Here is a 23,908-nt window from a genome sequence, read left to right on the forward strand (position 1 = left end):
TCGCACGCGGCCCTTGGTCCCGGAGCCGGAGCGCCGGGACCAAGAGCCTGTTACGGGCGGTCAGTTGAGCGGTCCGCTACGGGGCGTTGATCAGGTCGTGCGGCGGGACCGTCACGGTGCGGGCGCCCGGCTCACCGGCCAGGACGACCTTGCGCAGCGCGACGTTGTTCTTGGTGTTCGTCTCCTGGAGACGGTTCTCCGGGTTGGCGATCACCTGGATGTAATACGTGCCGTTCGGCAGGTCCGTGATGTCGAAGGACTGGCCGGGACGGTACTGGGTGTACGTGTCGCCGGAGCCGACGTCGAGCACCTCACGGACGGAGATCGAGTTCCGCTCACCGCAGGCGGTCGACAGGTCGGTGTTCTCCGGGTGCCAGTTGGCGTTCTTCACCGTGTAGTCGACCGCGTCGGTGTTGGCCAGGCAGAACGCCTCCTTGCCGCTGCGCACCTCCTTGGTCTGGTCCTCGCTCAGCAGCCGGTAGCTGGCGAAGTCCGTGAAGTGCCAGTGCTCGTGGCCTTCGCGCGGGTCCCACTCCATGGTGCCGCTGGGGGCGTAGCCGACCTGCTTGCCGGCGGCGTCGTAGAAGTACTGGTAGGAGTCCATCAGGTCCTTGCCCGGGCTGCGGAAGCCGTCCACGACGAGCGGCGCGGGACCCGCGTTCCAGACGTTGGCGCTGAAGGCGAGGTAGTCCTTGCCCGGGGCGTCGCCGTCCTCGCCGTCGGTGACGGCGATGTCCCAGGCCGGGAGCGAACGCAGGTCGGGCTTGGGCACGTTGGCCGGGACACCGGCGCGGCCGCCGGGCCGCTTGGCGGCCGGCTTCAGCGCGGGCGCGATGCGCGAGCCGTCGGTGTGGCCGGGTCCGTCGCCCAGGTGGTGTGCCAGGCCACGGTCTTCGAGCGCGTGGGAGAGGGCGGGCGGGGTGGGTGCGTCGGCGCCGCGGGGGCCGTAGTGGTGTGCGGCGGCAGCGGCTGCCGCGGCGGGGTCGTCGGCGGACGGTGCGCCGTGCCCGCCTCCGTGGTGGGCGGAGGATGACGCGGAGGACCGCGGGGCGGCCGCTCCGGCTCCCTCCCCGCCTTCGTCCTCCGACCGGACCGTCACCTTGATGGTGTGCTGGTCGTCGGGGATTCCGAACAGGTCGCGGTACTTCTTGGCCACCCCGACCCTGGCGGTGTACTCACCCACCGGCAGGTCCACCGGCTTGTCGTAGTCGACCATGCTGGTGTTGGACGCCCAGCCCTTCTCGACGCCCCACACCGAGCCCAGCGTGAAGGGATTGGTGGGGCAGCTCTGCGGATACTTCGAGGTCGCCGGGGCGTCCGGACGGATCCGCCCCGAGGCGTTGTTCGGACAGAAGCCACCCTTGGTGGTCGACACCACCTCGCCCGCCGCGTTCTTGATCGACACGTCGATGAAGCCCGGCAGCCCGGAGAAGTCCTTCACCAGCCCGGCGGGCAGCGTCCGTGTCTTCGGGGTACTCGTGCTCGTTCCGTCGCGGAGTATCTGCTGGGCGACGACCGGGTCCTTGTACGACTTCCGGGTCACCTTGAACTCCAAGGGCGCGTCGTCGACCGAGACGTACGTGCCGAGGTCCAGGTAGACACCGGAGGCGCCGTCCCCCTCGTACCGTTCCAGCGTCACGGAGTTCGACGCGGCGATCAGTTTGAGCTTCGGCTTCCCCGCCGTGCTCTCCTGTGCGGCCCCGGCGCCGGGAGCGGCCCCGGCCCCCGCGACGACGACGGTGAGCGCGGCTCCCGCCGCGAGCGTCGCACGCTGTAGACGGGTGCGGCCTTCCTGACCGCCCCGGCCTGTCTGACTTCCCTGGTCTGTCTGACTTCTCTGGTCTGTCTGACTTCCCTGACTCGTCCTCGTCCGGTTTGTGCGACTCATCCGGCCGGTCTGACTTCTCTTGCTGGTCATCGATTCCTCGTCTGCGAGTGCCATGGTCAGTGGCATCGGACTGGGCTGCCCACAGCCGACCGGGCCGGTGCCGGGGCATGGAGCTGCGCAGGCACGGGCCGTACGGTCCGGACGCACCCCCGCGCGCCCGGCGCCGATCTGTGATCAAGCTGCTGTGAGCAACCTGTGAGAGAGGCAAATGCGGTGCGTGGGTTGCCTGTTGGGAACAAGCTCGGGAAAAAGCCGTCAGGGGCGACATGTCAGGGGCGGCAGTCAGGGCCGGCAGTCAGGGCCGGTATATGGTCCCGGGCTCCGGTGACGCGGGCGCCAGCAGCTGGGAGACCGTCACGACGGTGTAGCCGCGCCGGCGCAGGGAGTCGATGATGCCCGGCACGGCCGGAACGGTCCCCTTGTAGCGGTCGTGCAGCAGGATGATCCCGTCGCGTCTCGTCTGGTCCAGCACCCGCCGGGTGATCAGGGCGGTGTCCGTCGTGGCGTAGTCCTTGGCCGTGACGCTCCACAGGACCTGGGCGAGGCCCAGTTTCCTCATCACGGCCGACACGTCGTCGCTGGTCCGCCCCTGCGGCGGCCGCATCAGCACCGGGGCGCGGCCCGTGATGCGCCGCACGTCGTCCTGCACGGGCTTCATCTCCGCCTCGATCTCCTCGGCGTTCAATTCCGTGAGCACTTTGTGGGACCAGGTGTGGTTCGCTATCTCATGACCTTCCCTGGACATCCGCAGAACCGTGTCCGGATAGGTGTCCGTGTGCCCCTTTCCCTGAAGAAAGAAAGTCGCGTGTACTTTCTTCTCCTTCAGGATGTCGAGGAGTTTCGGGGTGGGTTCGCTCGGGCCGCCGTCAAAGGTGAGCGCGACGCACTTCGCGACTGTGCAGTCGGGGCCGTCGGTGCTCTTCTGCGCTCCGGATTCAGTGGCGGCTGCCTCCCGGGCGTCGCGCGGGGCCTGCACGCCGTGCAGGGTGCCGCAGCCGCCGGCCAGGAGGAGGGAGACGCCGATCGCGAGCGTGACCGCGGCGCGGAAGGCCGGCTTTCTGAGCCGCGTCACCGCACATCAGCGGCACGTGCGCCCTGCCGCCCGCGCCGGTGGGCGGTGACAGCGACGGTCACGAGGACCGCGCCGACCACCACCGAGAGGACATCTCGCGCGCCGGGAAAGGCCCAGAACATGGCGCCCAGCAGGGCCCATATCCGGTCCAGCAGCGGGAGCCCGCCGAGCGCCAGGAGCAGCCCGCCCGCCACTCCGCACAGCAGCGTCGTCCGATTGAGGGTCCCGGTCCCCGAGTTCTCTGTTTCCATGCCGTCGACCGTAGAAATCGACGGGGAAAAAGAAATCGACAAAAAGAATACGGCACACCTGACCCAATTGACAGAGCGCACCGATACCAATGAACAGGACGCACCTATACTTTGGTATAGGAATTCGCCGCCGGTTCCCGCTCATGGGGATCCATGGGTACGGTTTCTCCGTGATCGACGTGAAACAGGCCTGGCGTGGCCGTCCCGGGCTCGCGGAACTGGCCGTGGCCATGGCCGCCGTTGCCCTGACCGTGCTCGTGGCCAGGGCGCAGCGGTCGGGTCTGTCCGTCTATCCGCAGATCGGCGGAGGCGCCCCGGCAAGCCTGCTGGAAGAGGTACTGCCGTTTCACTGGGCGCTCACGGGACTCAGCGGCGTACAGCCCTTCGCCTGGGCTCACACGGGATCCGACAGCCTCGTACCCCTGCTCTCCTGCGCCGCACTGGGTCTGCGGCGGCGCCACCCCGCCGGGCTGGCGGTGGCCCTGATCGTCCTCAGCACGGGCTGGCCGGTGGTGGTGCCCCTGCTGATCGCCCTGTTCACCGTCGCCACGATGTGCCCGGCCCGTACGGCCTGGGCGGTCACCGCGGCCGCACTCGTCCCGGTGCCCGTGGCCCTTCTGCTCGCCCCGTATCCCCCGGGACCGCTCATCCTGGCGACCGCGGTGTCGGCCGTCACCCTGGTCGCGGGTGCCGTCGGCTGGGGCCTGGTCGTCGTGGGCCTGCGGGAACGGGCGGTCCGCGCGGAGACGGAGGCGACCCTGCGGACCGAGCAGGCGCGGCAGCACGCCCGGGAGGAGATCGCCCGGGAGATGCACGACGTGCTCGCGCACCGGCTGTCGCTGCTGTCCATGCACGCGGGCGCCCTGGAATACGCCCCGGGAGCGCCGCCGGAACAGCTCGCCGAGGCCGTGGGCGTGATCCGGCAGAGCGCCACCCGGGCCCTGGAGGACCTTCAGGACGTACTGAAGGTCCTGCGGGCCCCCGTCGTGGGCGACCACACCGAACCGCCCCAGCCCACACACGTGGATGTGGCCCAGCTGATCGAGGAGTCCCGCGCCGCGGGCGTGGAAGTCCACCTCCGGCAACGGGTCGACAACTCGGTCACCATGTCGCCGGCGATGGCCCGCACGGCCTACCGCCTACTGCAGGAGGCCCTGACCAACCACCGCAAGCACGCGCCCGGCGCCCCAGTGACCCTCATCCTTGAGGGCGGCCCGGAGACCGGCCTGACCATCCGGGTGACGAACCCGCTGGAACCGGTGGCGCGTGGCGGCCCTGCGAGGGACTCGCCGCGGGACTCGCCGCGGGATCCCGGGCAGGGTCCGACGCAGGGCTCCGTACCGAACTCGATACCTAATTTGAAACCGGCCTCGATACCGAACTCGAAGCCGGACTTGAAGCCGGACTCCGTACTGGGCCCTGTAGCCGGCCCCGCACCGAACCCTGCAGCCGACCCCGCACCGAACCCTGCGCCCGCCCCTCCGCCGAACCCCGTACCGGGCTCCGGTCAGGGGCTCATCGGCATGCGGGAACGCGTCGACCTCGCGGGTGGCCGCCTGCGCCACCGCACCACACCCACCGAATTCCACCTCGACGTCTGGCTCCCATGGACGGCCTGACCCCCCGGATCCGCCTGCTCGTCGTCGACGACGACCCCCTGGTACGCGCAGGGCTGCGCCTCATGCTGTCGGCGGCCGACGACATCGATGTCGTCGCGGAGGCGGCCGACGGAGCCGACGTGGGGGAACTCGTGGACGAGCACCGTCCGGATCTCGTCCTCATGGACATCCGCATGCCGAGGATGGACGGTCTCGCGGCCACCGCGGCGCTCCGGCAGCGGCAGCGGCCTCCGCAGGTGCTGATCCTGACCACCTTCACCACCGACAGCTACGTACTGCAAGCCCTGCGCGCCGGAGCGGCGGGATACGTCCTCAAGCACACGCCCCCGGCCCAGATCGTGGCTGCCGTGCGCAACGTCATGGCGGGAGAGCCCGTACTGTCCTCGGCCGCCGTCAGGCAGCTGATCGACACCGTGACGGACCCCGCGGGCGTGCCCGGCCCGTCCCGCCACGAGGAACGGAAGAAGGCCGAGGAGATGCTGGACCGGCTCGGCGCCCGGGAACGGGAGGTCGCCCTCGCCGTCGCCGAGGGCAGAACGAACGCGGAGATCGCGACCGCCTGCCACATGAGCCTGCCCACGGTGAAGGCCCACGTCTCCCACATCCTGACCAGACTCGACCTCAACAACCGAGTACAGATCGCGCTGCTGGTCTACCGCGCGGGCCTCGTCTGAGCGTTCCGCTTCGCGGGGGGATGGAAGGCGCGAGGAATCGTGCCCGTACGCGCTTCGCCCCGTAGGCACCCGGGCCCCGTACGCACCCGGGCATGTGCGCGCGGGAGGCCCGTCCCGGGACCGGGTCGCACGGGGCCGGGGGAGGGAGTAGACATGGTGGCATGAGCGACAGTGATGCGCCTGGTGGGAGAGAGAGCCCGGGCATCAGGACGGACCCCGACGTCGAGGCGGACGCCGACGTAGAAGCGGACGCCGACGTAGAAGCGATTGCGGATCGCGATCCGAACATCACGCGCTCAAGCTCCCGCACCAGCCCCTCCCCCTCCTCTTCACCCTCCTCCCCTCCCCCCTCCTCCTCTCCTCCCGGGGTAGACATCGACTTCGGGAAGGTCTTCCAGGCCCTGCCCAGCCCGGTCCTGCTGCTCGCGCCGGACCTGACGATCATCGCCGCGAACCGGGCCTACGCGCAGGTCTCCGGCCGCGGCCCCGAGGAGCTGCTGGGCCGGTTCCTCTTCGACGTGTTTCCCGACAGCCCCTCCGAGGAGGCCACCGGCGCCAGGACCCTGCGCGCGTCGCTCGAGCGGGTGCTGGCCACAGGCGAGCGGGACACGATGGCCCTGCAGAAGTACGACGTGGAGTCGCCCGACCGCCCCGGAGTGTTCGAGGAGCGCTACTGGAGCCCGGTCAACATCCCGGTCCTCGACGCGGACGGGCGGGTGTCGCTCATCGCCCACCGGGTCGAGGAGGTCACGGCCCTGGTCCGCGCCCGCCAGGCCGCCACGCGGACGCCGGGGACCGAGCACGCCTCCCTCACCACGCTCAGTCGCGAGGACGCGATGACCGCGGACCTCCTGACGCGCTCCCAGGAACTGCAGGAACTCAACGAGGAGCTGCGCAAGGCCCACGCCCGCACGCACGAGGTCGCCGTCACGCTGCAGCGCGCCATGCTGCCCGGCACCGCACTGCCGCGGCACGACTTCGCCGCCGTCCGCTACCAGCCCGCGGCCAGTTTCCTCAACGTCTGCGGCGACTGGTACGACCTGATCGACCTCGACGAGGACCAGCTGGCCGCGGCGGTCGGCGATGTCGTCGGACACGGTCTGGAGGCGGCCGGTGTCATGGGCCAGCTGCGCAGCGCCCTGAGCGCCGCGATCCGCGCGACCGGCAGGCCCGCGGACGCGCTCACGACCCTCGCGCAGCACGCGCACACCGTCGAGGGCGCGCTGGCCACGACGGCCGTCCAGGCCGTGATCGACCGGGCCGCGCACACGGTCACGTACAGCTGCGCAGGCCACCCGCCCCCGCTCCTGGCCCACCCCGACGGAACGGTCGAACTGCTCGACACGGCCACAGACCCGCCCCTGGCGGCGAGCGACGACACGATCCCCCGCACCCAGGCGACGGTGCGGTACACGCCCGGCGCCACGCTCGTCCTCTACACCGACGGCCTCATCGAACGCCGCGGCGAAGACATCGACCACGGCCTCCACCGCCTGACCCACAGCCTCGAACGCCACCACACCCTGCCCCCCGAGCCCCTGGCCGACGCCATCCTGACGGACCTGGTCCCGGCCCCCCGCCGGGGCCCGGACGACGACACGGCACTGGTGGTGATCCGGCTGTGACCTGCTGCGGCCGCATCCACCGGACCTCGCGACATGGCCAGGCGGCCAATCCGACAGCGAAGTTCGCCGCCGGCTCCGGGTTGGGCAGCCAGGCCTGACCGTCACCACGGGGGACGGGTTCGTCGCGCCGCTCTCGATCCCGGGGAACGGAGTTGAAGTCTTCTCGGTAGAGCGCGGTTCGAGACCGTTCGACCTGGACTCCCGGTGCCCCCGCTTGATCCAATGGTGGATGACATCGTTCTGGACAGGCACGCGGATACGGCTGCGCGGGATCGAGCCCGACGACTGGACCGGGTTCATGCGGTTCGCCGTGGATGAGGAGCGGTTGGGGGATGCGGTGTGTCCGCCGCGTTCGGCCGAGGGGCATCGTGCGTGGGCCAAGGAGCAGGCCGCGGCCGAGACAGACGGTGACTGCTTCCGGTTGGCGATCGAGGCGCTCGACACCGGGGAGATGGTCGGCGCCGTCTCGTCCAACCACGCCGATCCGCAGGCGGGGCGCTTCGAGTACGGCGTCACGGTCGGGGCGGATCATCGGCGCAAGGGCTACGCGGCGGAAGCCGTGGTGATGTTGCTGCGGTACATGTTCGCCGAGCGGCGGTATCACAAGTGCGAAGCCCGCGTCTTCGCCTACAACCAGGGGTCGTTGGCGCTCCATCACCGGCTCGGTTTCGTCGAGGAGGGGCGCCTCCGCGATCACGTGTTCCTCGCCGGCCGGCACCACGATCTCGTCCTGCTGGGCATCCTCGCCGACGAGTTCGACCGACTGCACCCGTCGGCCTGACCGCCCTCCGGCACATCAGCCACGCGGCGCGTCGGGAAGGTGTCCTCGCCGTCCTCCTCGTACGACCGTCCTCCGTGGTGTGGTGGTCGCCGCCGGTGGTGCTCCGGCGGCGACCACACCGCCCTGGCATGCCACCCCCGGTCGGCGGGTTGCAGGGCATGGGGATCCCTCATGGGTCGCGCCGCGGCACGCGGGAGTGCGCCGTGGCGGAGTCCGCGAGGGACGCTTGGTCGAGGGCCCGGCCGCGAAGGGGCGGCTGGGATACGGAAGTTGTCTCGGCGGTGGAGAGCGCCTCGTCCTGACGCCCGGGGGCAGGGGCCGGATGCGCCCGGGGACACAGGGCGCGCGAGAAGCCGGTGAACACGGCCTCGATGCTGTGACGGCTCCCGAAGAGCCTCACTCGTCACTCGGGTCCGGGCCCAGGCCCGACCGCCTGTTCTGGACAGTCCCGCGTCCGTACGTCCCGTATGCCCGTACGGGCGCCGCCACCTGCGGGCCGGGCGGCACGCGGCTGATCCCGACGCCCCGTTTACCCCAGAGGCTCCTGCTGTGATGATGCCGAGTCGGGAGATGACCGTCCCGCGGCCGGGGGAGGACCCGTATGACCGAGGTGTACTTGCGCAGACTGTCCCGGTGGCAGGCCGAGCAGCAGCGGGCCGGCGTCGCGGACGTGCACGTCACGGCGTACCGGGGAGCCGCGGGGGCCGAATACCGCGACCGCCAGGGCTTCCTGGACCGGTTCGAGCAGCATGTGCAGCGCCTCGGCTTCGACATGATGGTCGCCGACTCGGGCGGGCTGGTCGGATGCGCGTACGGGTTCCGGGTGGAGCGGACCGGCGAGTGGTGGTCCGACTTCCGTGGGGAACTGCCCACGGACATCGAGGAACTCACCGCCTCGGGCCGCACCTTCCTGCTCGCCGAGCTGATGGTGCTGCCGGCCCACCGCAGGCATGGCGTCGCGACCCTCCTGGGTGAACGGCTGCTGGCCCGGCTCGAAGCCGATCTGGTCGTCGCGGCCGTGGACGTTGAGCGACCCGACAGTGGAGGGGGCGGTGACGGCGGCGGTCGTCCGGCGAACGCCGCCCAGGAGACCGTGCGCGCCTGGGGCTGGTCGAAGCTGGGCGTCCTCGCCCCGCACTCCCCGTCGGCCGTCCGCGAGGTTTGGATCCGCAGGCCACTGCGGTGATCCCGTCAGCGGGACGGGCGCAGGCCCGCCGCCGCGGCCGCCATCAGCGGCTCCGCGTCCGCCGCGTCGACCTCCGGGGGCACGACCAGCAGGTCCCAGCGGCCCCGGCCCGGACTGACCAGGCAGACGGTGTGCCTGCCGTGCGCCCCGGAGGACCGGCTGAGCCGTACGACGTGGTTGGCGACGAGCATCCGGCCGGGCGACGCCGCCCACATCGCCGTGTTCACGGTGACGCCGGTGATCTGTCCCCACGTACGGGGCAAGGCGCCGATCAGCAGCGGCAGTTCGGCCAGCAGATCGCGCGAGTGGGGCCACCACGCCCCGTCGATACGGCGCGGCAGGGCGCTGTGCGGGGCCAGCCGAAGGCGGGCGAGGGGCTGGGAAGGCAGGGGTTCGAGGACGGGGACGGTGGTCATGGAGCACTCCTGTCTGGGGCACGACTACGGCGTGCCGGTGGTTCGTTCGCGGCGGACACGACGGACATTGCAGACACGACGGACCGCGCCACGGAACGGGCTCTCTTTCCCTACGGCTCGGCCGAACTTCTCCTGCGGCTCGGTCGAGCCGGATGACAGGTGGCTCCTTGGCCTCGATGCCACGGTGCCGGGTACCTTCGTGCTTCCCTGAGCCCACGAATGGGTGACCCAGTGGTTCGACGGCTCAGCGGTTCGACGGCTCAGCGGTTCGGTGACTCGCCGACGCGGAGCGTACGGTCAGGGTCGTGTGCCGCCCCGGCACTGGGGCTCGACCGGCGGACGTGGACGACTTCAACCGGACATGGGGCGGACCCTGCCCCGGGCGCTGATCGGCCCGGCGTCGTCGTGCGCCGAGGACGAGACCGGCTCGAACACCGGCGTACGACATGCCCTCGGTTCCCCCACCGTACCTTGACCGTCGGTGAACGAGGCTGCCGAGACCGTACGGTTTGCGAGGTCTCGGCCCGCGTCAACTTCCGGGCAGACCTTGCCTCTTTGACACCGAGCCGTCAGGAGCCGGTCGGATACCGGCCAAGTACGGCCTCTTCGAGCGCCCACCCGACGGATACCGGAAGCAGCGCTGAGTGCACCTCCTCCCCAGCAGTACGCCCGCCGTACGGCAGCCCGTGCCCCCGGCCCCCGGCCCCCGGCCCCCGAGACGACACCGGAACCTGAACCGGCCGCGCCGGAGGACCGCACCCGATAACGGTACGACGAGTCGTCAGTCGACGCGGAAGCCCGTCTTGACCGTGTCGAACACCGGGCGGTGCGTGTCCCATTGAGCTTCGGGCGCCGAGAGGTAGATGTCGTACTCCGTGCCGCCCTCCTCGCCGAAGCCGAAGTCGATGGCGCGGAAGGCACGGGCCTGGCCCTGGAAGGTGAACTCCCACACCGCCGCCGGCTTTCCCTGGAACGTGGTGCGCTGCATGCGCAGTTTCCGGTACGTCGAGTAGTTGAGCTTGGTGTTCGCCTCGATGTTCTGGAAGTGCGACTCGGGGTTCGCGCCCGCGGGGTTCACGGTGCCGATGGTCAGCTCGACCAGGCGCGACTCGTCGATGTAGGTGACCTGTTCGGCGCTCGCCTTGTCGACGCGCTTCCAGCCGTCCGGGACGGGGAAGGTGACGCCCAGCGCCTTCTCCCTGACCAGACGGAACCCCGCGGGGACGGGGGACGAATCGGGCGCGGTGGGTGAGGTCGCGGTCGCCGAGCCCTTGCTGCCGTGGCCGCCGTTGTCGGACGTCATCGCGTAGAGCCCGCCCGCCACGGCCGCCGCGGCGAGCGTCACGGCCGCCGCGCTCCAGAGGAGAGGTCGCCGCTTGCGGCCTCGGCGGCCGCTGCCACTGCTACTGCTACTGCTACTGCCACTGCTGCCGCTGCCGCTGCCGCCGATGGGAGCGGGCGCCGGTCCCGAGCCCGGCATCGGTCCCGATCCGGACCCCGATTCGGTGAGCGTGGCCCCTGCCGAAGCCGTCGGCCCCGTCGCCGCCACGGTCGCCGTCGCCCTGCCCGGCACCGCCGACGCCCAAGCGGCGTCCGTCGTCGCGCCGACCGTCCCGCCCGTCGTAGCGCCCGGTGCCTCCGACGCCACGACCCGCAGCGCCCGTTCCGTCTCCTCCGCCGACGGACGCTCGTCCGGGTCCTTGGCGAGCAGCATCTCGATGAGGGGTTCCAGCGGACCGGCGGCCCGCATTGGGGCGAGCGGGTCGACGGCGATGGCGTACGCGGTCTCCATCGCCGTGGCCCTACGGAACGGGGGGCGGCCCTCGACGGACTGGAAGAGGGTGGCGCCGAGTGCCCAGAGGTCGGCGGAGGGGCCGGGCTTGTGGCCCCTCATGCGCTCGGGCGCGATGTAGTCGATCGACCCGATGATCTCGCCGGTCTTCGTCAGCGTCGAGGTACCGGTCGCCATGGCGATGCCGAAGTCGGTGAGGACGACACGGCCGTTCCCGCCCAGCAGGACGTTGCCGGGCTTCACGTCGCGGTGCAGCACTCCGGCGGCGTGGGCGGCCCGCAGCGCGGCGACCATACCGAGGCCCACCCGGGCGGCCTCACCGGGCGGCAGGGCCCCGCCGCCCTTGAGGAGCGCGCCGAGGGTGGTGCCGTGCACGTACTCCATGACGATGCACGGCAACCCCTCGTCGTCCAGGACGTCATGGACGACGACCACGTTCGGGTGGGCGATCCGGGCGGCGCTGCGGGCTTCCCGGCGGGTGCGTTCGTAGACGGTGGCGAGTTCGTCCTCGGAGAGGTGCTGCTGGACGTGGAGCCGCTTGAGCGCGATCTCGCGGCCGAGGACCTCGTCCTCGGCACGCCACACGGTGCCCATGCCACCGCGGCCGATCCGCTCGATCAACCGGTACCGCCCGGCGATCGACCGCCCCTCGTCCGACACAGCGCGCCTTTCGCCGACCCGACCCGATCCGAACCCCATCCGAGCCCGATCCCTGTGAACCGCTCCCTGTGAACCGCTCCACGTTCGATTCGGATCGCCACGATAGTCGCCGCGGTCGCGGGGCACTGTGGCGGAGGCCATGTCGCTCCGCGGGATGCCGGATATTCGTCTGCGGGGCTGTGGGGGCTGGGCGCGCAGTTCCCCGCGCCCCTGACGGGGCCGGGCCCGGTGCCGACTACCGGGCCCCCGCCGGGGCCGGCCCCACCAGTTCCGACAGCACGTCCTCCATCGTGACGAAGCCGAGGACCTTGCCCGACTCGCCGGTGACCGCGGCCAGGTGACTGTCGTTGGCGCGCAGGGCGGTGAGGGTGTCGTCGAGCGGGGTGTCGATACGGACGCGCGTGACCGCGTGCAGCGCCGTACGCGGGAAGGGCCGGTCGCGGTCGGTGACGCCGAGGGTGTCCTTGATGTGGAGGTAGCCGAGCACCGTGCCGTCCTCGCCGGTCACCGGGAAGCGGGAGAAGCCGGCCTCGGCGGCCGCGCGCTCCAGCCGTGCCGGGGTGACGGTGTGCTCGACCGTACGCATCCGCTGGGCGGGCACGAGGATCTCGCCGACCGGGCGGGTGCCCAGCTCCAGGGCGTCCCGCAACCGCTCGCCGTCCGCGGACGACAGCAGTCCGGCCTGGCTGGAGTCGACGACCATACGGGCGAGCTGGTCGTCGGTGAAGACCGACTCCACCTCGTCCTTGGCCTCGACCCGCAACACCTTCAGCAGGGCGTTGGCGAAGGCGTTGATACCGAAGACGACCGGCTTCAGCGCCCGGGTGAGGGCCACCAGGGGCGGTCCGAGCAGCAGCGCGGCGGGCACCGGCGCGGCGAGCGCGATGTTCTTCGGGATCATCTCGCCGATCAGCATGTGCAGATACGTCGCCACGGTGAGCGCGATCACGAAGGCGATCGGGTGGACGAAGGTGTCCGGGACGCCGGTCGCCTCGAAGGCCGGCTCCAGCAGATGCGCGATGGCGGGCTCGGCGACCGCGCCCAGCACCAACGACGAGACGGTGATGCCGAGTTGGGCCGTCGCCATCATCGCGGAGATGTGCCTGAGACCCCACAGGGTCATCCGGGCCCGCTTGTTGCCCTCCTGGGCGCGCGGTTCGATCTGGCTCCGGCGTACGGAGATCAGGGCGAACTCGGCGCCGACGAAGAACGCGTTGGTCACCAGGGTCAGGGCGCCGATGGCCAGTTGGAGGGTGGTCGTCGTGCTCATCGGGACTCCTCCGCCGTCTGGCGGGCCGCGTCACGCGTGGACTCGGCGGCCAACTCGTCGGCGGCCGGTTCTGTGATGCGGACGCGGTCGGCGCGGTGGTGGTCGACGTCGAGGACGTCGAGGCGCCAGCCGTCGAGGTCGAGCATGTCGCCCTCGGCCGGGATCCGGGCGAGCCGCGTGGCGACCAGGCCGGCGACGGTCTCGTACGGACCCTCCGGCGCCCGCAGGCCTATCCCGGCGAGCTCGTCGATCCGTACGCCGCCGTCCGCCTCCCAGACCGCGCGGCCGTCCGGCGACGCGGGGGCGGGCAGCAGGTCGGGCACCTCGACGGGGTCGTGCTCGTCGCGGACCTCGCCGACGACCTCCTCGACGATGTCCTCGACCGTCGCCACGCCCGCCGTGCCGCCGTACTCGTCGATGACGACGGCCATGGTGCGGGCCTTGCGCATCCGCTCCAGGAGCCGGTCGGCGGGCAGGCTGTCGGGCACAAGGAGCGGGGCCGTGGCCAGCTCGGTCACGGGCGTGACGGCCCGCTTGTCCGGCTCCAGGGCGAGTACGTCGCGGATGTGGACCGAGCCGACGACCTCGTCCAGGCTGTCGCGGTAGACCGGGAAGCGGGACAGGCCGGTCGCGTGGGTGAGGTTGGCGGCGTCGGCGGCCGTGGCGCGCGACTCAAGCGCCCGTACGTCGACGCGCGGGGTCATGACGTTCTCCGCGGTGAGCGCGCTCAGGTGCAGCGTGCGGACGAAGAGCTCCGCCGAGTCGGACTCCAGGGCTCCCTGGGCGGCCGAGTGCTGGGCCAGCGCGACGAGTTCCTCGGGGCCGCGGGCGGAGGCCAGCTCCTCGGCGGGCTCCAGGCCGGCGCGGCGTACGAAACGGTTCGCGGTGTTGTTGAGGTGATGGATGAACGGGCCGAACGCGGCCGTGAACCCGCGCTGCGGGCCCGCGACGACCTTGGCGACGGCCAGCGGGCGCGAGATCGCCCAGTTCTTCGGCACCAGCTCGCCGACCACCATCAGGACGACGGTGGAGACGACGACACCGAGCACGGTCGCCACGGTCGAGGCGGCTCCGCCGAGGCCCGCCGATTCCAGGGGGCCCTTCAGCAGCGCGGCGAGCGACGGTTCGGCGAGCATGCCGATCACCAGCGAGGTGACGGTGATGCCCAGCTGGGCACCGGACAGCTGGAGCGTCAGCCGCCGCACCGCCTTCAGCGCGCCGTCGGCACCCCGCTCGCCCGCCTCGGCGGCCCGCTCCAGGTCACCGCGCTCGACGGTGGTCAGCGAGAACTCGGCCGCCACGAACACGGCACAGGCGAGCGTGAGCAAGAGGGCGAGCAGGAGCAGCAGGATCTCGGTCACCGTGCCGCCCCCGCCCCGTCACGCACATGTCTCGGGCCGGGCATGGCACGGCTGGTACTGGGAGGTTCACCCATCGCGGAACCTTCGCTCCTTCTCGCACTCAACGTCGTATGACGCGCCCTGACCGGACACGTCCCACCCAGTGTAAAGGAATCGCAAAGTAGCGCGTCGGGGGCGGAGAGGAGCGGCGCAGGCAGGTGGCCGGGGAGCGGCGCAAGCGGGTGGCCGGGGGGGGCGGCGCAGGCGGGTGGCCGGGGAGCCGTCGAGGACCGGGCCCGCTCCCGGAAAACACCTGTCGCCGCAGGGGCACGGGTGCCTACGGTGAGGCCGTGCACCAGCACCGGAGGCGCGACCGCAGACCGTCCGCCCGCCGGAACCCCCGGCCGGCGGACCCGCCCGCGAGCCCTCCCGGCCTGGATCTCACGGGAGCCGACGTCGTGATCGTCGGATACTTCTCCGCCAGGCAGAAGGACTTCGCCCTACGCATGGACGCGGCGGCCGCCGACCTGACGGCAAGCGGCGCCCGGGTCGTCGGCCGCGTCGTACAGCGCCGCGGCGTCTCGAACGGCGGGGCGAGGAGGATGGCCCTCCCGTACTCCTCCCGGACCCTGCTCAGCTCCGGAAAGACCCGAGAAGTGGCCGCACTCCGCGAGGAGTCGGGAGCGGACGCGGTGGTCTTCCTCAACGCCCTCACGGAACACCAGCGCCGGGTACTGACGGAGACGTTCGGGTGCCCGGCGGTGAGCCTGTCGTAGGGCCCGGCGGTCGGCCCGGTCGGCCCGGTCGCTGGCGTGCGGGCCGCGGGCCGAGCCGGTCTCGTACGTACGAGGGGGTACGCGGCCTCAGCCGACCTTGGTCGCGGGGCCGATCTGGAGCTTGCCGGACGAGCTGCCGTCCGTGACCGGGAGGGTGCCCGCGGGCCAGGCGACGCGGACGTACTTCGTCTCGTTCGGGGGCGTGACGAGGATGTCGGTCAGGCGGACGCCGGAGCCGCCGGAGTTGTTGTAGGGGAACGTGATGTTGAAGGCGGCGGAGTCGCCGTTCTTGAGGACCGCCGGGTGGACGGGCTCGCCGTTGCGCTCGACGGAGAGGGTGGAGCCGTCGGCGGCCTTCAGGTCGACGCCCGCGTAGCCGTTGATGGAGCAGTCGCGGCCGCCGGCGTTCTTGAGCTGGACGGTGACGACTCCCTCCTTCTTGTCGGTGGTGTTGTCGGCGGCGTTGACCTCCAGCTCGTCGGTACGGCAGATCGACGCCTTGCCGCCTGATCCCGTACCTCCACCGGTGCCGCCCGTGGCGGTGCCGCCGTCGTCCGATCCGCCGGAGGAGCCGCCGGAAGAACCGCCGGAGGAGCCGCTGTCCGAGCCGGTGGTGCCGCTGTCCGAGCCGCCCGTCTCCTTGCCGGTGGACGAGGCCGAGGAGGACGGAGCGCCCGACTGCGTGTCGCCGGCCGTGTCGTCGTCACCGCCGCCGCACGCCGTGAGCGTGAGGGTGGCGGCGAGGCCGAGCGTGGCGAACAGGGTCGTGCGGCGGGCGTTCTTGAGGCGCATTGCGTGTCCTTGCGTGGAGGCCGTGAGGCGTGATCGTTTCCGAACTGCCTCCAGGAAACGGGGGCGGTTGGGGAGCGGGCAAGGGTGCTCGGGCAGTGCGGGACGCGGGAATGCTTTCACCGCCTCCGACCTGCGGAAACACCAGTTGCCTGGAACGGGTGGGCGGGACGGCTGTGGGTGTGGGGAGGGGGTTGGGGGGTTGGGGGTGCGTTGTCGGGTGCGGGCCCGGGGGGGGGGCGGGGGGGGGGGGCCGGGGGGGGGGGGGGGGGGGGGGGGGGGGGGGTGGGGGGTGCGTTGTCGGGTGCGGGCCCGGTGGGGGCTGGTCGCGCAGTTCCCCGCGCCCCTTAAAGGCAAGGGCTACCGCCCCCTAAAGGCAAAGACCGGGCGCAGCCCCGGCCTTTGCCTTTAGGGGCGCGGGGAACTGCGCGATCAGCCACACACGACCCGCACGTCGCAGCCCACCGCAACCCCCATCCCCCAGGGGCGCGGGGAACTGCGCGATCAGCCCCCACCGGGCCGCAGGTGTCCGCGAACCCCCGGTGGTCACTTCTCGATGGGCGCGTCGGGGCTCGGGACGAAGTCCCGGTCCTGGGGGGTCTCGGCGAGCGTGGGGGCGGACCGGTGTGACCGGCCGGTGAGGCGGGTGGCCACCGGTTCGGTGAAGCGGGCGGTCAGGGGGCCGACGATCACCAGGATCAGAACGTAAGCCGTGGCCAGGGGGCCGAGCCTCGGCTCGATGCCGGAGGTGACGGCGAGTCCGGCGATGACGATGGAGAACTCGCCGCGGGCGACGAGGGTGCCGCCGGCCCGCCAGCGGCCTTTCGCCGAGATCCCGGCCCGCTTCGCGGCCCAGTAGCCGGTGGCGATTTTCGTGGCGGCGGTGACGACGGCCAGGGCGAGGGCGGGCAGCAGGACGGGCGGGATGCTGGCGGGGTCGGTGTGCAGGCCGAAGAAGACGAAGAACACGGCGGCGAACAGGTCGCGCAGCGGGGAGAGCAGGCCGTGGGCGCCCTCGGCGACCTCACCGGACAGCGCGATCCCCACCAGGAACGCGCCGACAGCGGCGGAGACCTGCAGCTGCTGCGCGACGCCCGCGACCAGCAGCGTAAGACCCAGCACCACCAGCAGGAGTTTCTCGGGGTCGTCGCTGGAGACGAAGCGGGAGATGTGGCGTCCGTAGCGGACCGCGACGACCAGGACGAGGCCGGCGACACCGAGGGCGATGGCGAGGGTGGCGCTGCCGGCGGCGAGGCCGGCGCCGGCCAGCAGGGCGGTGATGATGGGCAGGTAGACGGCCATGGAGAGGTCTTCGAGGACCAGGATGCTCAGGATGACCGGGGTTTCGCGGTTGCCGAGGCGGCCCAGGTCCCCCAGGACCTTGGCGATGACGCCGGAGGAGGAGATCCAGGTGACGCCGGCCAGGACGACGGCGGCGACCGGGCCCCAGCCGAGCAGGAGGGCCATCGCGGCGCCGGGCACGGCGTTGAGGGCGGCGTCGACCAGGCCTGCGGGGTACTGGGTCTTGAGGTTGGAGACCAGGTCGGTGGCGGTGTATTCGAGGCCGAGCATGAGCAGCAGCAGGATGACGCCGATCTCGGCGCCGATCGCGACGAACTCCTCGCTGGTGCCCAGTGGCAGCAGCCCGCCCTCGCCGAACGCGAGTCCGGCCAGCAGGTAGAGGGGTATGGGCGAGAACTGGAACCGTCCGGCGAACCGGCCGAGCAGCCCGAGCCCCAGGATGATCGCACCGAACTCGATCAGGAACGTCGCGGACGAGTGCACCTGGTCACTCCCTTCCGAGTATCTCGGCGGCCGTCTCGACGCCCTCGCGGGTGCCGATCACGATGAGGGTGTCGCCACCGGCCAGCCGGAAGTCCGGCGTGGGGGACGGGATGGCCTCGGCCCGGCGCAGCACCGCGACGATCGAGGCGCCGGTCTCGGTGCGCATCCGGGTGTCGCCGAGGACGCGCCCGTTCCAGTGCGAGACCGACGACAGTTCGATCCGCTCGGCCACCAGGCCCAGTTCGGTGGTGGAGAGCAGGTTCGGGCTGTGGTGCGCGGGCATCAGCGCGTCGATGAGCGCCGCCGATTCTCCTGCGGTGAGCCGCACGGAGAGGGCGCAGGCGTCCGGGTCGTCCGTCCGGTACGCGCTCAGTGTCCGGCCGCCGTCCCGGTGCGCGACCACCGACAGGCGGCGCTGTTCTCGCGTCGTCAGGTCGTACCGCACACCGATTCCCGGCAACGGCGTACTGCTCAGGCGTGGAGTGCCCATGGCTGGTCCCCTGTCCGGTGTCCGGCGTCGATCTCGCTGTGCGTTCACCCTATCGAGGGGGTGGGGGCCGGTTTTGGCGTGGTTTCGTCTGCGGCCCGGTGGGGGCTTGTCGCGCAGTTCCCCGCGCCCCTAAAAGCGGGGCTGCGCCCCTGGCTTTTGTCTTTCAAGGGGCGCGGGGAACTGCGCGATCAACCCCCACCGGGCCGCAGACAAATCTCAACCCATACCGTCACTCACCCACTTCGATCTTCCCATTGGCCTCCACCGCGACAGCGCCCTGCTTCGGCGCAGTGATGCTCTTCAGAAGCTCCGCGAGGTCAACCCCCGTCGTGGAGCTGAGGAGTTCGACCCCCTGGGCCACGTTGTCCGCGACAGTGCGCGACAACTGGCTCGCCCCGTCCGTCGAGATCACAGTCATCTTGTCGATGGCACTGAGCGGCTCGGACGCCTTGGCGACAACCTGAGGGAGCACCTCGACAAGCATCTGCAGTACGGCGGCGTCGCCGTACTGGGCGAACGCGTCGGCCTTCTTGCGCATGGCCTCGGCCTCGGCCGAACCCTTCGCCCCGATGGCCGCGGCCTCCGCCTCACCCTCGATGCGTACGGCGTCGGCGAGTGCGGCGCGGTGTGCCTTCTCGCCCTCACCGGTCAGCCTGGAGCGCTGGGCGTCCGCCTCGGCCTCCTTGACCTGGGCGATACGCCGGGCCTCGGCCTCCTGCTCGGCCTGGTAGCGGGCGGCATCGGCGGGCTTGCGGACCTTGGTGTCCAGCTCGCGGTCGGTCAGCGCGGCCTGCCGCTGGGCGACCTTCTCCTGCTCGGCGAGGACCTCCTGCGAACGGGCGGCCTCGGCCAGCGGGCCGGCCGCCGCGGCACGGGCCGCCGCCTCGTCCGTCTCGGCCTTGATCTCCGCGGTCTTGAGGGCGAAGGTCCGCTGGGCGATCGCGATCTCCTCCTCGGCCTTCAGCCGGGCCTGCTCGGCGGCGCGCCGGGCCACCGCCTCGGCGATGTCGGCCTCCTGCTTGGCCCGGGCGGCCTCGGGCCGGCCGAGGTCCTCCAGGTAGGAGCCCTCGGTGGTGATGTCCTGGATCTGGAAGGCGTCGAGCACCAGGCCCTGCCCGGACAGGCTCGCCTCGGCCTCCTCCGCGACCTGCCCGGCGAACGCGGCACGGTCCCGGATGATGTCCTCCACCGACATCCGGCCCACGATGGAACGCAGCGCGCCGGACAGCACCTCCTGGGTGAAGCCGACGATGCCGTCCTGCTGCATCAGGAACCGCTGGGCCGCGGCGCGGATGGAGTCCTCGGTGCCGCCGACCTTGACGATGGCGACGCCTTCGAGGTTCGCCTTGACGCCGCGCAGCGTGACCGCGCCGCGCACCGAGATCGGGATGTGCCGCGACGACAGGTCCAGGGTGAACTTCTGCTGGACGAACGGCACGACGAAGACACCGCCGCCGACCACGACCTTCTGGCCGCTGTTGTCGGTGAACACCCGGCCGGTGTCCGGGTCGGTGGACTTCTTGCCGCGCCGGCCGGTGACGATGAACGCCTGGCTGGGCCCGGCCACCTTGTAACGGGTGACGACGACGAGCGCGAGCAGCACGAGGAGTACGACGACTCCCACGACCGCGACGAGAACTGGACTCATGGTGGATTCCCCCCTGCCGCCCCCGGGCGGCAGATCAGTACGAGTGGTACAAGCAAGCGGTACGGGTTACGGACTGCCGGTCGGACAGGGCCTCAGCGCCGGACCGGCCTGACAGCCACCGACGTCGGTGACAGCGACTCCTCGACCCAGATCTCGGCGCCCCGGGCCACCGGCTCGGGGCTCTTGGCCGCCAGCTTCACGGGCTGGCCCGCGAGATACACGAGCACCTCGCCGTAGCCCTCGGCCGGGATCGGTGTGACGACCGAGCCCGAACTGCCCACGAGGTCGGTGCCGCGCGGGGTCGCGGACGGCTCGTCCCGCATCAGGGACCGGCTGAACCGCCAGGTCAGCCAGCCCGCGCCGGCCCCCGCGCCGATGCCCACCGCGGTGGCGGGTCCGGCACCGAGCCCGGTCGTGCCGAGCACGAGCGCCCCGCCGAAGCCGAGCATCGAGACGAACCCGGCGATGACCGGCAGCGAGAGCAGGCCGTCGAAGAGCCCGTCCAGGAAACTCGTCCCGCCGAAAAGCCCTTCAAGTACGCCGTCGAAGACGAGCGTCAGGACCAGCAGGACGATCCCCGCGATGCCGAGACCGAGAAACAGAGTCACCGGTCCACCTCCCCCACCTGCGCCGGTCACCTCGATCAACGGGCATTGTGCCAGCTCCGTACACGTGTGCACATTGCCGTGACCTGGCAGTCTTTATGCGTTCTTGACGCCGTGCCGACACCGTACGCGGCACTCGCGTTCGAGCGCTTCGCCGCCCTCCGGCATCAAGAACGCGTAAAGATTGCCGGAAACCGGCAATGCGCCGGGCTTCCGTCCCGGGTCACGATGGTCCGGCAGAAACGGGGGAGCACGGGGGACGGATAAGGGCCCCGGTGCCGGACACATCGTCGCAAGACGACCGGCACCGGGGCCTCATCTCTTGCCGAGCCCCCGAAGTCCCTCCGGACTTCCCCCGAACAACCCCGAACATCCTCCGAACGTCCTCCGCGGTGAGGGGAACCGAGATCACGCATGGACCTGCCGTCTTCCGGCAGTGAGCACCTCCCCCAAGGGGCCGCGCTCCGCCCGTATGCGCTAGAAATGCGTCAACGGCACATCAGGAAAGCGGGGGTGCGGATGGCGGCGGGGCGGGACATACCCGAGGAGTATCTGGAGGGGTATGGGCGCATCCTCGCGGACGCCTCCGCGACCGGCCGTCGGCTGACGCGCGACGAACTCGACTCCCGCCGGGCCCTGGGCGAACGGGCCGCCGAGGCGGGCTACGGACTGCGTGCCCTCGTCGGCGCACACCTGGCCGCCGCCCGCCTCCACTGGCCGGCCACGGCGGGCGAGAGCACGCTCGCCGCCGTCGAGCAGGCCGTCGACGCCTTCGCCGAGGGCTACGAGCGGGCCCAACTCCTCGCCGTACGCCAGGAGGAGGCCGCCCGCCGGGAGTTCATCGACGATCTCCTGCACGGCCGCAGCGACCTCGGTCTGCTGGCCGAACGCGCCGAACGCTTCGGGCTGCGCCTCTCGCACGCGCACGCCGTCGCCGTGGCCCAGGGCCGGGCCGCGTACGACGAGGGGGACGCCGTGCCCCGCGATGTGGAGCGCTCCCTGATCGGCCGGTTCGGCGACCGCAGCATCCTCGTGACCACCAAGGACGGGCGTCTGGTGTGCATCGCGCCCGGCGACCAGGACGACGTGCTCGACTTCTTCGCCAAGCAGGCGTACGCGGCCACCGACGGCGGGCGCGTCGCCATCGGCCGCTCCCAGCCGGGGCCCGGCGGGGTCGTCCACTCGTACGAGGAGGCGCTGAACGCCCTCGACCTGGCCGACCGCCTGGAGTTCGACACCCCCGTGCTGCGCGCCGCCGACCTGCTCGTCTACCCCGTGCTCACCCGGGACCGGCAGGCCATGGCCGACCTCGTCCTCAGTGCGCTCGGACCGTTGCGTCAGGCCCGCGGCGGGGCGGAGCCGCTGCTCGACACCCTCACCGCGTACTTCGACTCCGGCTGCGTCGCCGCGGAGGCGGCCCGGCGGCTGTCGCTCAGCGTCCGCGCGCTCACCTACCGGCTGGACCGCATCCACACGCTCACCGGGGCGAATCCGGCCGATCCCGTGCACCGGTACACGCTCCAGACGGCGGTCATCGGGGCGCGGCTGCTCGACTGGCCGGCGAGGGACTTCTAGAGGACCTGCAGAAGACCTGCAGAGGACTTCTAGTCGTCGCCGTCGTACCCGTACCCGTCGTCATCGTCGCCGCCGCCGCTGTACTGCGGCGGCGGCTGCTCCTGTTCCTGCTGCTTCGGCGGGGCCTGCTCCTCCTTCGGCTTCGGCTTCTCCTTCTCGGTCTCGGCCGGGGTCGGCGTGACGGCCGCGCTTTCCGTCGAAGAGGGGGACGGGGGAGGCTCCGTGTTGACACCGGGCTCGGGTGTGGAGTCCGGCGCCCCGGTCCGGGCCACGGTTCCGGCGGCCGGCACCCCGGACTTCTCGGGGCCGGTGGACGACGAACCGTCCTTCAGCCCGTTCCCGGTCTCCGCCGAGGTGGTGTCCGGCGAGAACATCTTCATGCCGGCGAGCACGGCCAGCACGAACAGCACCGCACCGGCGAGGACGCCGAACACCCGGGGCCGGCGACGGGCCATCGAACCGACCCCGCCACCCGATCTCGCAGCCCCGTTCGACCGCGTCCCGCCCGATCTCGCGCGGCGCGACGGCGTGGAGGACGCGGAGTGCGAGGAGTGCGCGGAGTTGGCCGCGTGACCGGCATGAGTGGCGTGACCGGCGTGACCGGCGTGAGTGGCGCGGGTCTGCTGAGCGGCGCGGGCGGGCTGCCCGGGCTGGGCGGCGGTCGGCGGCAGCCGGTACATCGTCGGAGGACCGGTCTCGGCGGAACCTGAGTCCGGCGGCCGGGAGGCGTACGACGGCGAGGCGGAGCGCGAGGTGTGCCTCGTGTCCGATGCCACGGGAAGCGGCTCGGCCAGCCCCCGCCACGCCCCCGTGCCGAACCAGTCCGCGACCTCCTGGGCCGAGGGCCGGTCATCGGGCTGCTTGGCGAGCAGGCCGAGGAGGTAGTTCTCGAAGGCGGGCGGCAGTTGGACACCGTGCTCGCGGGGCGGCACCGGGGCCATGTCGATGTGCTGGTGCAGGGTGACCGTCGCGCTCTCGGCGTGGAACGGCGGTCGCCCGGTGAGGAGTTGGTACAGCACACAGCCCAGGGAGTAGACGTCGGAGGCGGCCGACGCCGGTCTGCCCAGGGCGCGTTCGGGGGCGAGATAGAGGCTGGTGCCGACGATCTGGCCCGCCGTGGTGAGCGCGGAGGCCGGGTCGTCGACGAAGCGGGCGATGCCGAAGTCACCGATCTTCACGGTCCCTTGGGCGTCCGAGAGGAGGTTGCCGGGCTTGATGTCCCGGTGCACGATCCCTTCCCGGTGCGCGGCGGCGAGCCCGGCCGCGGCCTGGGCGGCGACGGTGGCGACCCGCTCGGTCCCCAGGCTGCCCGCCGCGGTCAGCTCCTGCGCGAGGCTCTGGCCCTCGACGAGTTCCATGACCAGGTAGAAGCGGTCGTCCCAGGCGCCGAAGTCGAACACGGCGACGACGTATGGGTGGCTCAGCCGGGCCGCCGTCTGCGCCTCCAGCCGGAACCGGGCGGCCGCCGCGCTGTCGGCCTCGTCCCCGAGCAGCAGCTTGACCGCCACCTCACGCCCGAGCACCTCGTCGGTGGCCTGCCACACCTCCCCCATACCGCCGCGGCCAATGGATCCGTGCAACCGATACCGCTCCGCGACGAGCACCAGCGAATCATCCTCAACAACGCAGAAGGCCAACACGACGACCGCGAACGGCACTTCATGCG

The 23,908-nt window shown here is 71.6% G+C and carries 20 protein-coding genes; 7 read left to right on the forward strand and 13 right to left on the reverse strand.

Features of this window, described 5'->3' with window-relative positions:
- Positions 1 to 76: 76 nt before the first annotated feature.
- From ACIBEI_RS19840 to ACIBEI_RS19850, 3 genes are all read right to left on the reverse strand, one after another.
- A complete protein-coding gene (locus ACIBEI_RS19840) occupies positions 77 to 1,954 on the reverse strand; it encodes a lysyl oxidase family protein (protein WP_398890463.1) in 1,878 nt (625 codons plus the stop codon).
- A gap of 229 nt (positions 1,955 to 2,183) precedes the next feature.
- The gene (locus ACIBEI_RS19845) at positions 2,184 to 2,960 is read right to left on the reverse strand and encodes a polysaccharide deacetylase family protein (RefSeq protein WP_398890465.1); all 777 of its coding nucleotides are present in this window, start codon (positions 2,958 to 2,960) and stop codon (positions 2,184 to 2,186) included.
- Positions 2,957 to 3,211, reverse strand: coding sequence for a hypothetical protein (locus ACIBEI_RS19850; protein ID WP_398890467.1), 255 nt, complete (start codon positions 3,209 to 3,211; stop codon positions 2,957 to 2,959). Before ACIBEI_RS19850 ends, ACIBEI_RS19845 begins: the two co-directional genes overlap by 4 nt.
- 170 nt (positions 3,212 to 3,381) lie before the next feature.
- Here ACIBEI_RS19850 and ACIBEI_RS19855 point away from each other — a divergent pair, with 170 nt between their 5' ends.
- The 5 genes from ACIBEI_RS19855 (at position 3,382) to ACIBEI_RS19875 (ending at position 9,096) form a co-directional block, all read left to right on the forward strand.
- Positions 3,382 to 4,830 (forward strand): histidine kinase, encoded by a 1,449-nt coding sequence (locus ACIBEI_RS19855; RefSeq protein ID WP_398890469.1) that lies wholly within the window; start codon positions 3,382 to 3,384, stop codon positions 4,828 to 4,830.
- A complete protein-coding gene (locus ACIBEI_RS19860; RefSeq protein ID WP_398890471.1) occupies positions 4,818 to 5,504 on the forward strand; it encodes a response regulator in 687 nt (228 codons plus the stop codon). Before ACIBEI_RS19855 ends, ACIBEI_RS19860 begins: the two co-directional genes overlap by 13 nt.
- A gap of 161 nt (positions 5,505 to 5,665) precedes the next feature.
- Positions 5,666 to 7,129 carry a PP2C family protein-serine/threonine phosphatase gene (locus ACIBEI_RS19865; protein WP_398890473.1) on the forward strand — a complete coding sequence of 488 codons (1,464 nt, stop codon included), beginning with the start codon at positions 5,666 to 5,668 and terminating at the stop codon, positions 7,127 to 7,129.
- A gap of 229 nt (positions 7,130 to 7,358) precedes the next feature.
- Positions 7,359 to 7,910: a GNAT family N-acetyltransferase gene (locus ACIBEI_RS19870; protein ID WP_398890475.1), complete on the forward strand. Its 552-nt coding sequence runs from the start codon at positions 7,359 to 7,361 to the stop codon at positions 7,908 to 7,910.
- A gap of 601 nt (positions 7,911 to 8,511) precedes the next feature.
- Positions 8,512 to 9,096 (forward strand): hypothetical protein, encoded by a 585-nt coding sequence (locus tag ACIBEI_RS19875; RefSeq protein ID WP_398890477.1) that lies wholly within the window; start codon positions 8,512 to 8,514, stop codon positions 9,094 to 9,096.
- A gap of 5 nt (positions 9,097 to 9,101) precedes the next feature.
- Here ACIBEI_RS19875 and ACIBEI_RS19880 read toward each other — a convergent pair whose 3' ends face one another.
- The 4 genes from ACIBEI_RS19880 to ACIBEI_RS19895 all read right to left on the reverse strand — a co-directional run bounded on the left by ACIBEI_RS19880 (position 9,102) and on the right by ACIBEI_RS19895 (position 14,595).
- Positions 9,102 to 9,512, reverse strand: coding sequence for a DUF5994 family protein (locus ACIBEI_RS19880; protein WP_398890479.1), 411 nt, complete (start codon positions 9,510 to 9,512; stop codon positions 9,102 to 9,104).
- Between the two features lie 781 nt (positions 9,513 to 10,293).
- Complete coding sequence (locus tag ACIBEI_RS19885) at positions 10,294 to 11,964, reverse strand: protein kinase (protein WP_398890481.1); 1,671 nt, start codon at positions 11,962 to 11,964, stop codon at positions 10,294 to 10,296.
- 235 nt (positions 11,965 to 12,199) lie between these two features.
- Entirely contained in the window at positions 12,200 to 13,234 is a 1,035-nt protein-coding gene (locus ACIBEI_RS19890; RefSeq protein ID WP_398890483.1) for a hemolysin family protein, read from the reverse strand.
- Positions 13,231 to 14,595, reverse strand: a complete 1,365-nt coding sequence (locus tag ACIBEI_RS19895) for a hemolysin family protein (protein WP_398890485.1) — start codon at positions 14,593 to 14,595, stop codon at positions 13,231 to 13,233. The genes ACIBEI_RS19890 and ACIBEI_RS19895 overlap by 4 nt, the downstream gene beginning before the upstream one ends.
- Positions 14,596 to 14,924: 329 nt before the next feature.
- Between ACIBEI_RS19895 and ACIBEI_RS19900 the strand changes: the two genes are divergently transcribed.
- Positions 14,925 to 15,350 (forward strand): hypothetical protein, encoded by a 426-nt coding sequence (locus tag ACIBEI_RS19900; protein ID WP_398890487.1) that lies wholly within the window; start codon positions 14,925 to 14,927, stop codon positions 15,348 to 15,350.
- Positions 15,351 to 15,437: 87 nt separating this feature from the next.
- Here the strand turns inward: ACIBEI_RS19900 and ACIBEI_RS19905 are convergent, their stop codons facing one another.
- From ACIBEI_RS19905 to ACIBEI_RS19925, 5 genes are all read right to left on the reverse strand, one after another.
- Positions 15,438 to 16,142 carry a DUF4232 domain-containing protein gene (locus ACIBEI_RS19905; protein WP_398890489.1) on the reverse strand — a complete coding sequence of 235 codons (705 nt, stop codon included), beginning with the start codon at positions 16,140 to 16,142 and terminating at the stop codon, positions 15,438 to 15,440.
- A gap of 543 nt (positions 16,143 to 16,685) precedes the next feature.
- Positions 16,686 to 17,924: a cation:proton antiporter gene (locus ACIBEI_RS19910; RefSeq protein ID WP_398890491.1), complete on the reverse strand. Its 1,239-nt coding sequence runs from the start codon at positions 17,922 to 17,924 to the stop codon at positions 16,686 to 16,688.
- Between the two features lie 4 nt (positions 17,925 to 17,928).
- Positions 17,929 to 18,414: a cation:proton antiporter regulatory subunit gene (locus tag ACIBEI_RS19915; RefSeq protein ID WP_398890493.1), complete on the reverse strand. Its 486-nt coding sequence runs from the start codon at positions 18,412 to 18,414 to the stop codon at positions 17,929 to 17,931.
- Positions 18,415 to 18,643: 229 nt separating this feature from the next.
- Positions 18,644 to 20,062, reverse strand: coding sequence for a flotillin family protein (locus ACIBEI_RS19920; RefSeq protein ID WP_398890495.1), 1,419 nt, complete (start codon positions 20,060 to 20,062; stop codon positions 18,644 to 18,646).
- Positions 20,063 to 20,154: 92 nt separating this feature from the next.
- Positions 20,155 to 20,670 carry a hypothetical protein gene (locus ACIBEI_RS19925; protein WP_398890497.1) on the reverse strand — a complete coding sequence of 172 codons (516 nt, stop codon included), beginning with the start codon at positions 20,668 to 20,670 and terminating at the stop codon, positions 20,155 to 20,157.
- Between the two features lie 480 nt (positions 20,671 to 21,150).
- Here ACIBEI_RS19925 and ACIBEI_RS19930 point away from each other — a divergent pair, with 480 nt between their 5' ends.
- Positions 21,151 to 22,242: a PucR family transcriptional regulator gene (locus ACIBEI_RS19930; RefSeq protein ID WP_398890499.1), complete on the forward strand. Its 1,092-nt coding sequence runs from the start codon at positions 21,151 to 21,153 to the stop codon at positions 22,240 to 22,242.
- Between the two features lie 29 nt (positions 22,243 to 22,271).
- On the opposite strand, the gene ACIBEI_RS19935 is transcribed toward ACIBEI_RS19930, so the two are convergent.
- Complete coding sequence (locus tag ACIBEI_RS19935) at positions 22,272 to 23,795, reverse strand: serine/threonine-protein kinase (protein ID WP_398890841.1); 1,524 nt, start codon at positions 23,793 to 23,795, stop codon at positions 22,272 to 22,274.
- Positions 23,796 to 23,908 lie beyond the last annotated feature (113 nt).

The organism is Streptomyces sp. NPDC050988 (assembly GCF_044456225.1).
In the GTDB taxonomy this organism is placed as follows: domain Bacteria; phylum Actinomycetota; class Actinomycetes; order Streptomycetales; family Streptomycetaceae; genus Streptomyces.

What these genes read in the sequence shown, in the direction of transcription:
- ACIBEI_RS19840 (WP_398890463.1), bottom strand. Translation starts at nt 1,954, where the DNA reads ATGCCACTGACCATGGCACTCGCAGACGAGGAATCGATGACCAGCAAG.
- ACIBEI_RS19850 (WP_398890467.1), bottom strand. Translation starts at nt 3,211, where the DNA reads ATGGAAACAGAGAACTCGGGGACCGGGACCCTCAATCGGACGACGCTG.
- ACIBEI_RS19860 (WP_398890471.1), top strand. Translation starts at nt 4,818, where the DNA reads ATGGACGGCCTGACCCCCCGGATCCGCCTGCTCGTCGTCGACGACGAC.
- ACIBEI_RS19865 (WP_398890473.1), top strand. Translation starts at nt 5,666, where the DNA reads ATGAGCGACAGTGATGCGCCTGGTGGGAGAGAGAGCCCGGGCATCAGG.
- ACIBEI_RS19870 (WP_398890475.1), top strand. Translation starts at nt 7,359, where the DNA reads ATGACATCGTTCTGGACAGGCACGCGGATACGGCTGCGCGGGATCGAG.
- ACIBEI_RS19875 (WP_398890477.1), top strand. Translation starts at nt 8,512, where the DNA reads ATGACCGAGGTGTACTTGCGCAGACTGTCCCGGTGGCAGGCCGAGCAG.
- ACIBEI_RS19880 (WP_398890479.1), bottom strand. Translation starts at nt 9,512, where the DNA reads ATGACCACCGTCCCCGTCCTCGAACCCCTGCCTTCCCAGCCCCTCGCC.
- ACIBEI_RS19890 (WP_398890483.1), bottom strand. Translation starts at nt 13,234, where the DNA reads ATGAGCACGACGACCACCCTCCAACTGGCCATCGGCGCCCTGACCCTG.
- ACIBEI_RS19905 (WP_398890489.1), bottom strand. Translation starts at nt 16,142, where the DNA reads ATGCGCCTCAAGAACGCCCGCCGCACGACCCTGTTCGCCACGCTCGGC.
- ACIBEI_RS19915 (WP_398890493.1), bottom strand. Translation starts at nt 18,414, where the DNA reads ATGGGCACTCCACGCCTGAGCAGTACGCCGTTGCCGGGAATCGGTGTG.
- ACIBEI_RS19920 (WP_398890495.1), bottom strand. Translation starts at nt 20,062, where the DNA reads ATGAGTCCAGTTCTCGTCGCGGTCGTGGGAGTCGTCGTACTCCTCGTG.
- ACIBEI_RS19930 (WP_398890499.1), top strand. Translation starts at nt 21,151, where the DNA reads ATGCGTCAACGGCACATCAGGAAAGCGGGGGTGCGGATGGCGGCGGGG.
- ACIBEI_RS19935 (WP_398890841.1), bottom strand. Translation starts at nt 23,795, where the DNA reads ATGGGGGAGGTGTGGCAGGCCACCGACGAGGTGCTCGGGCGTGAGGTG.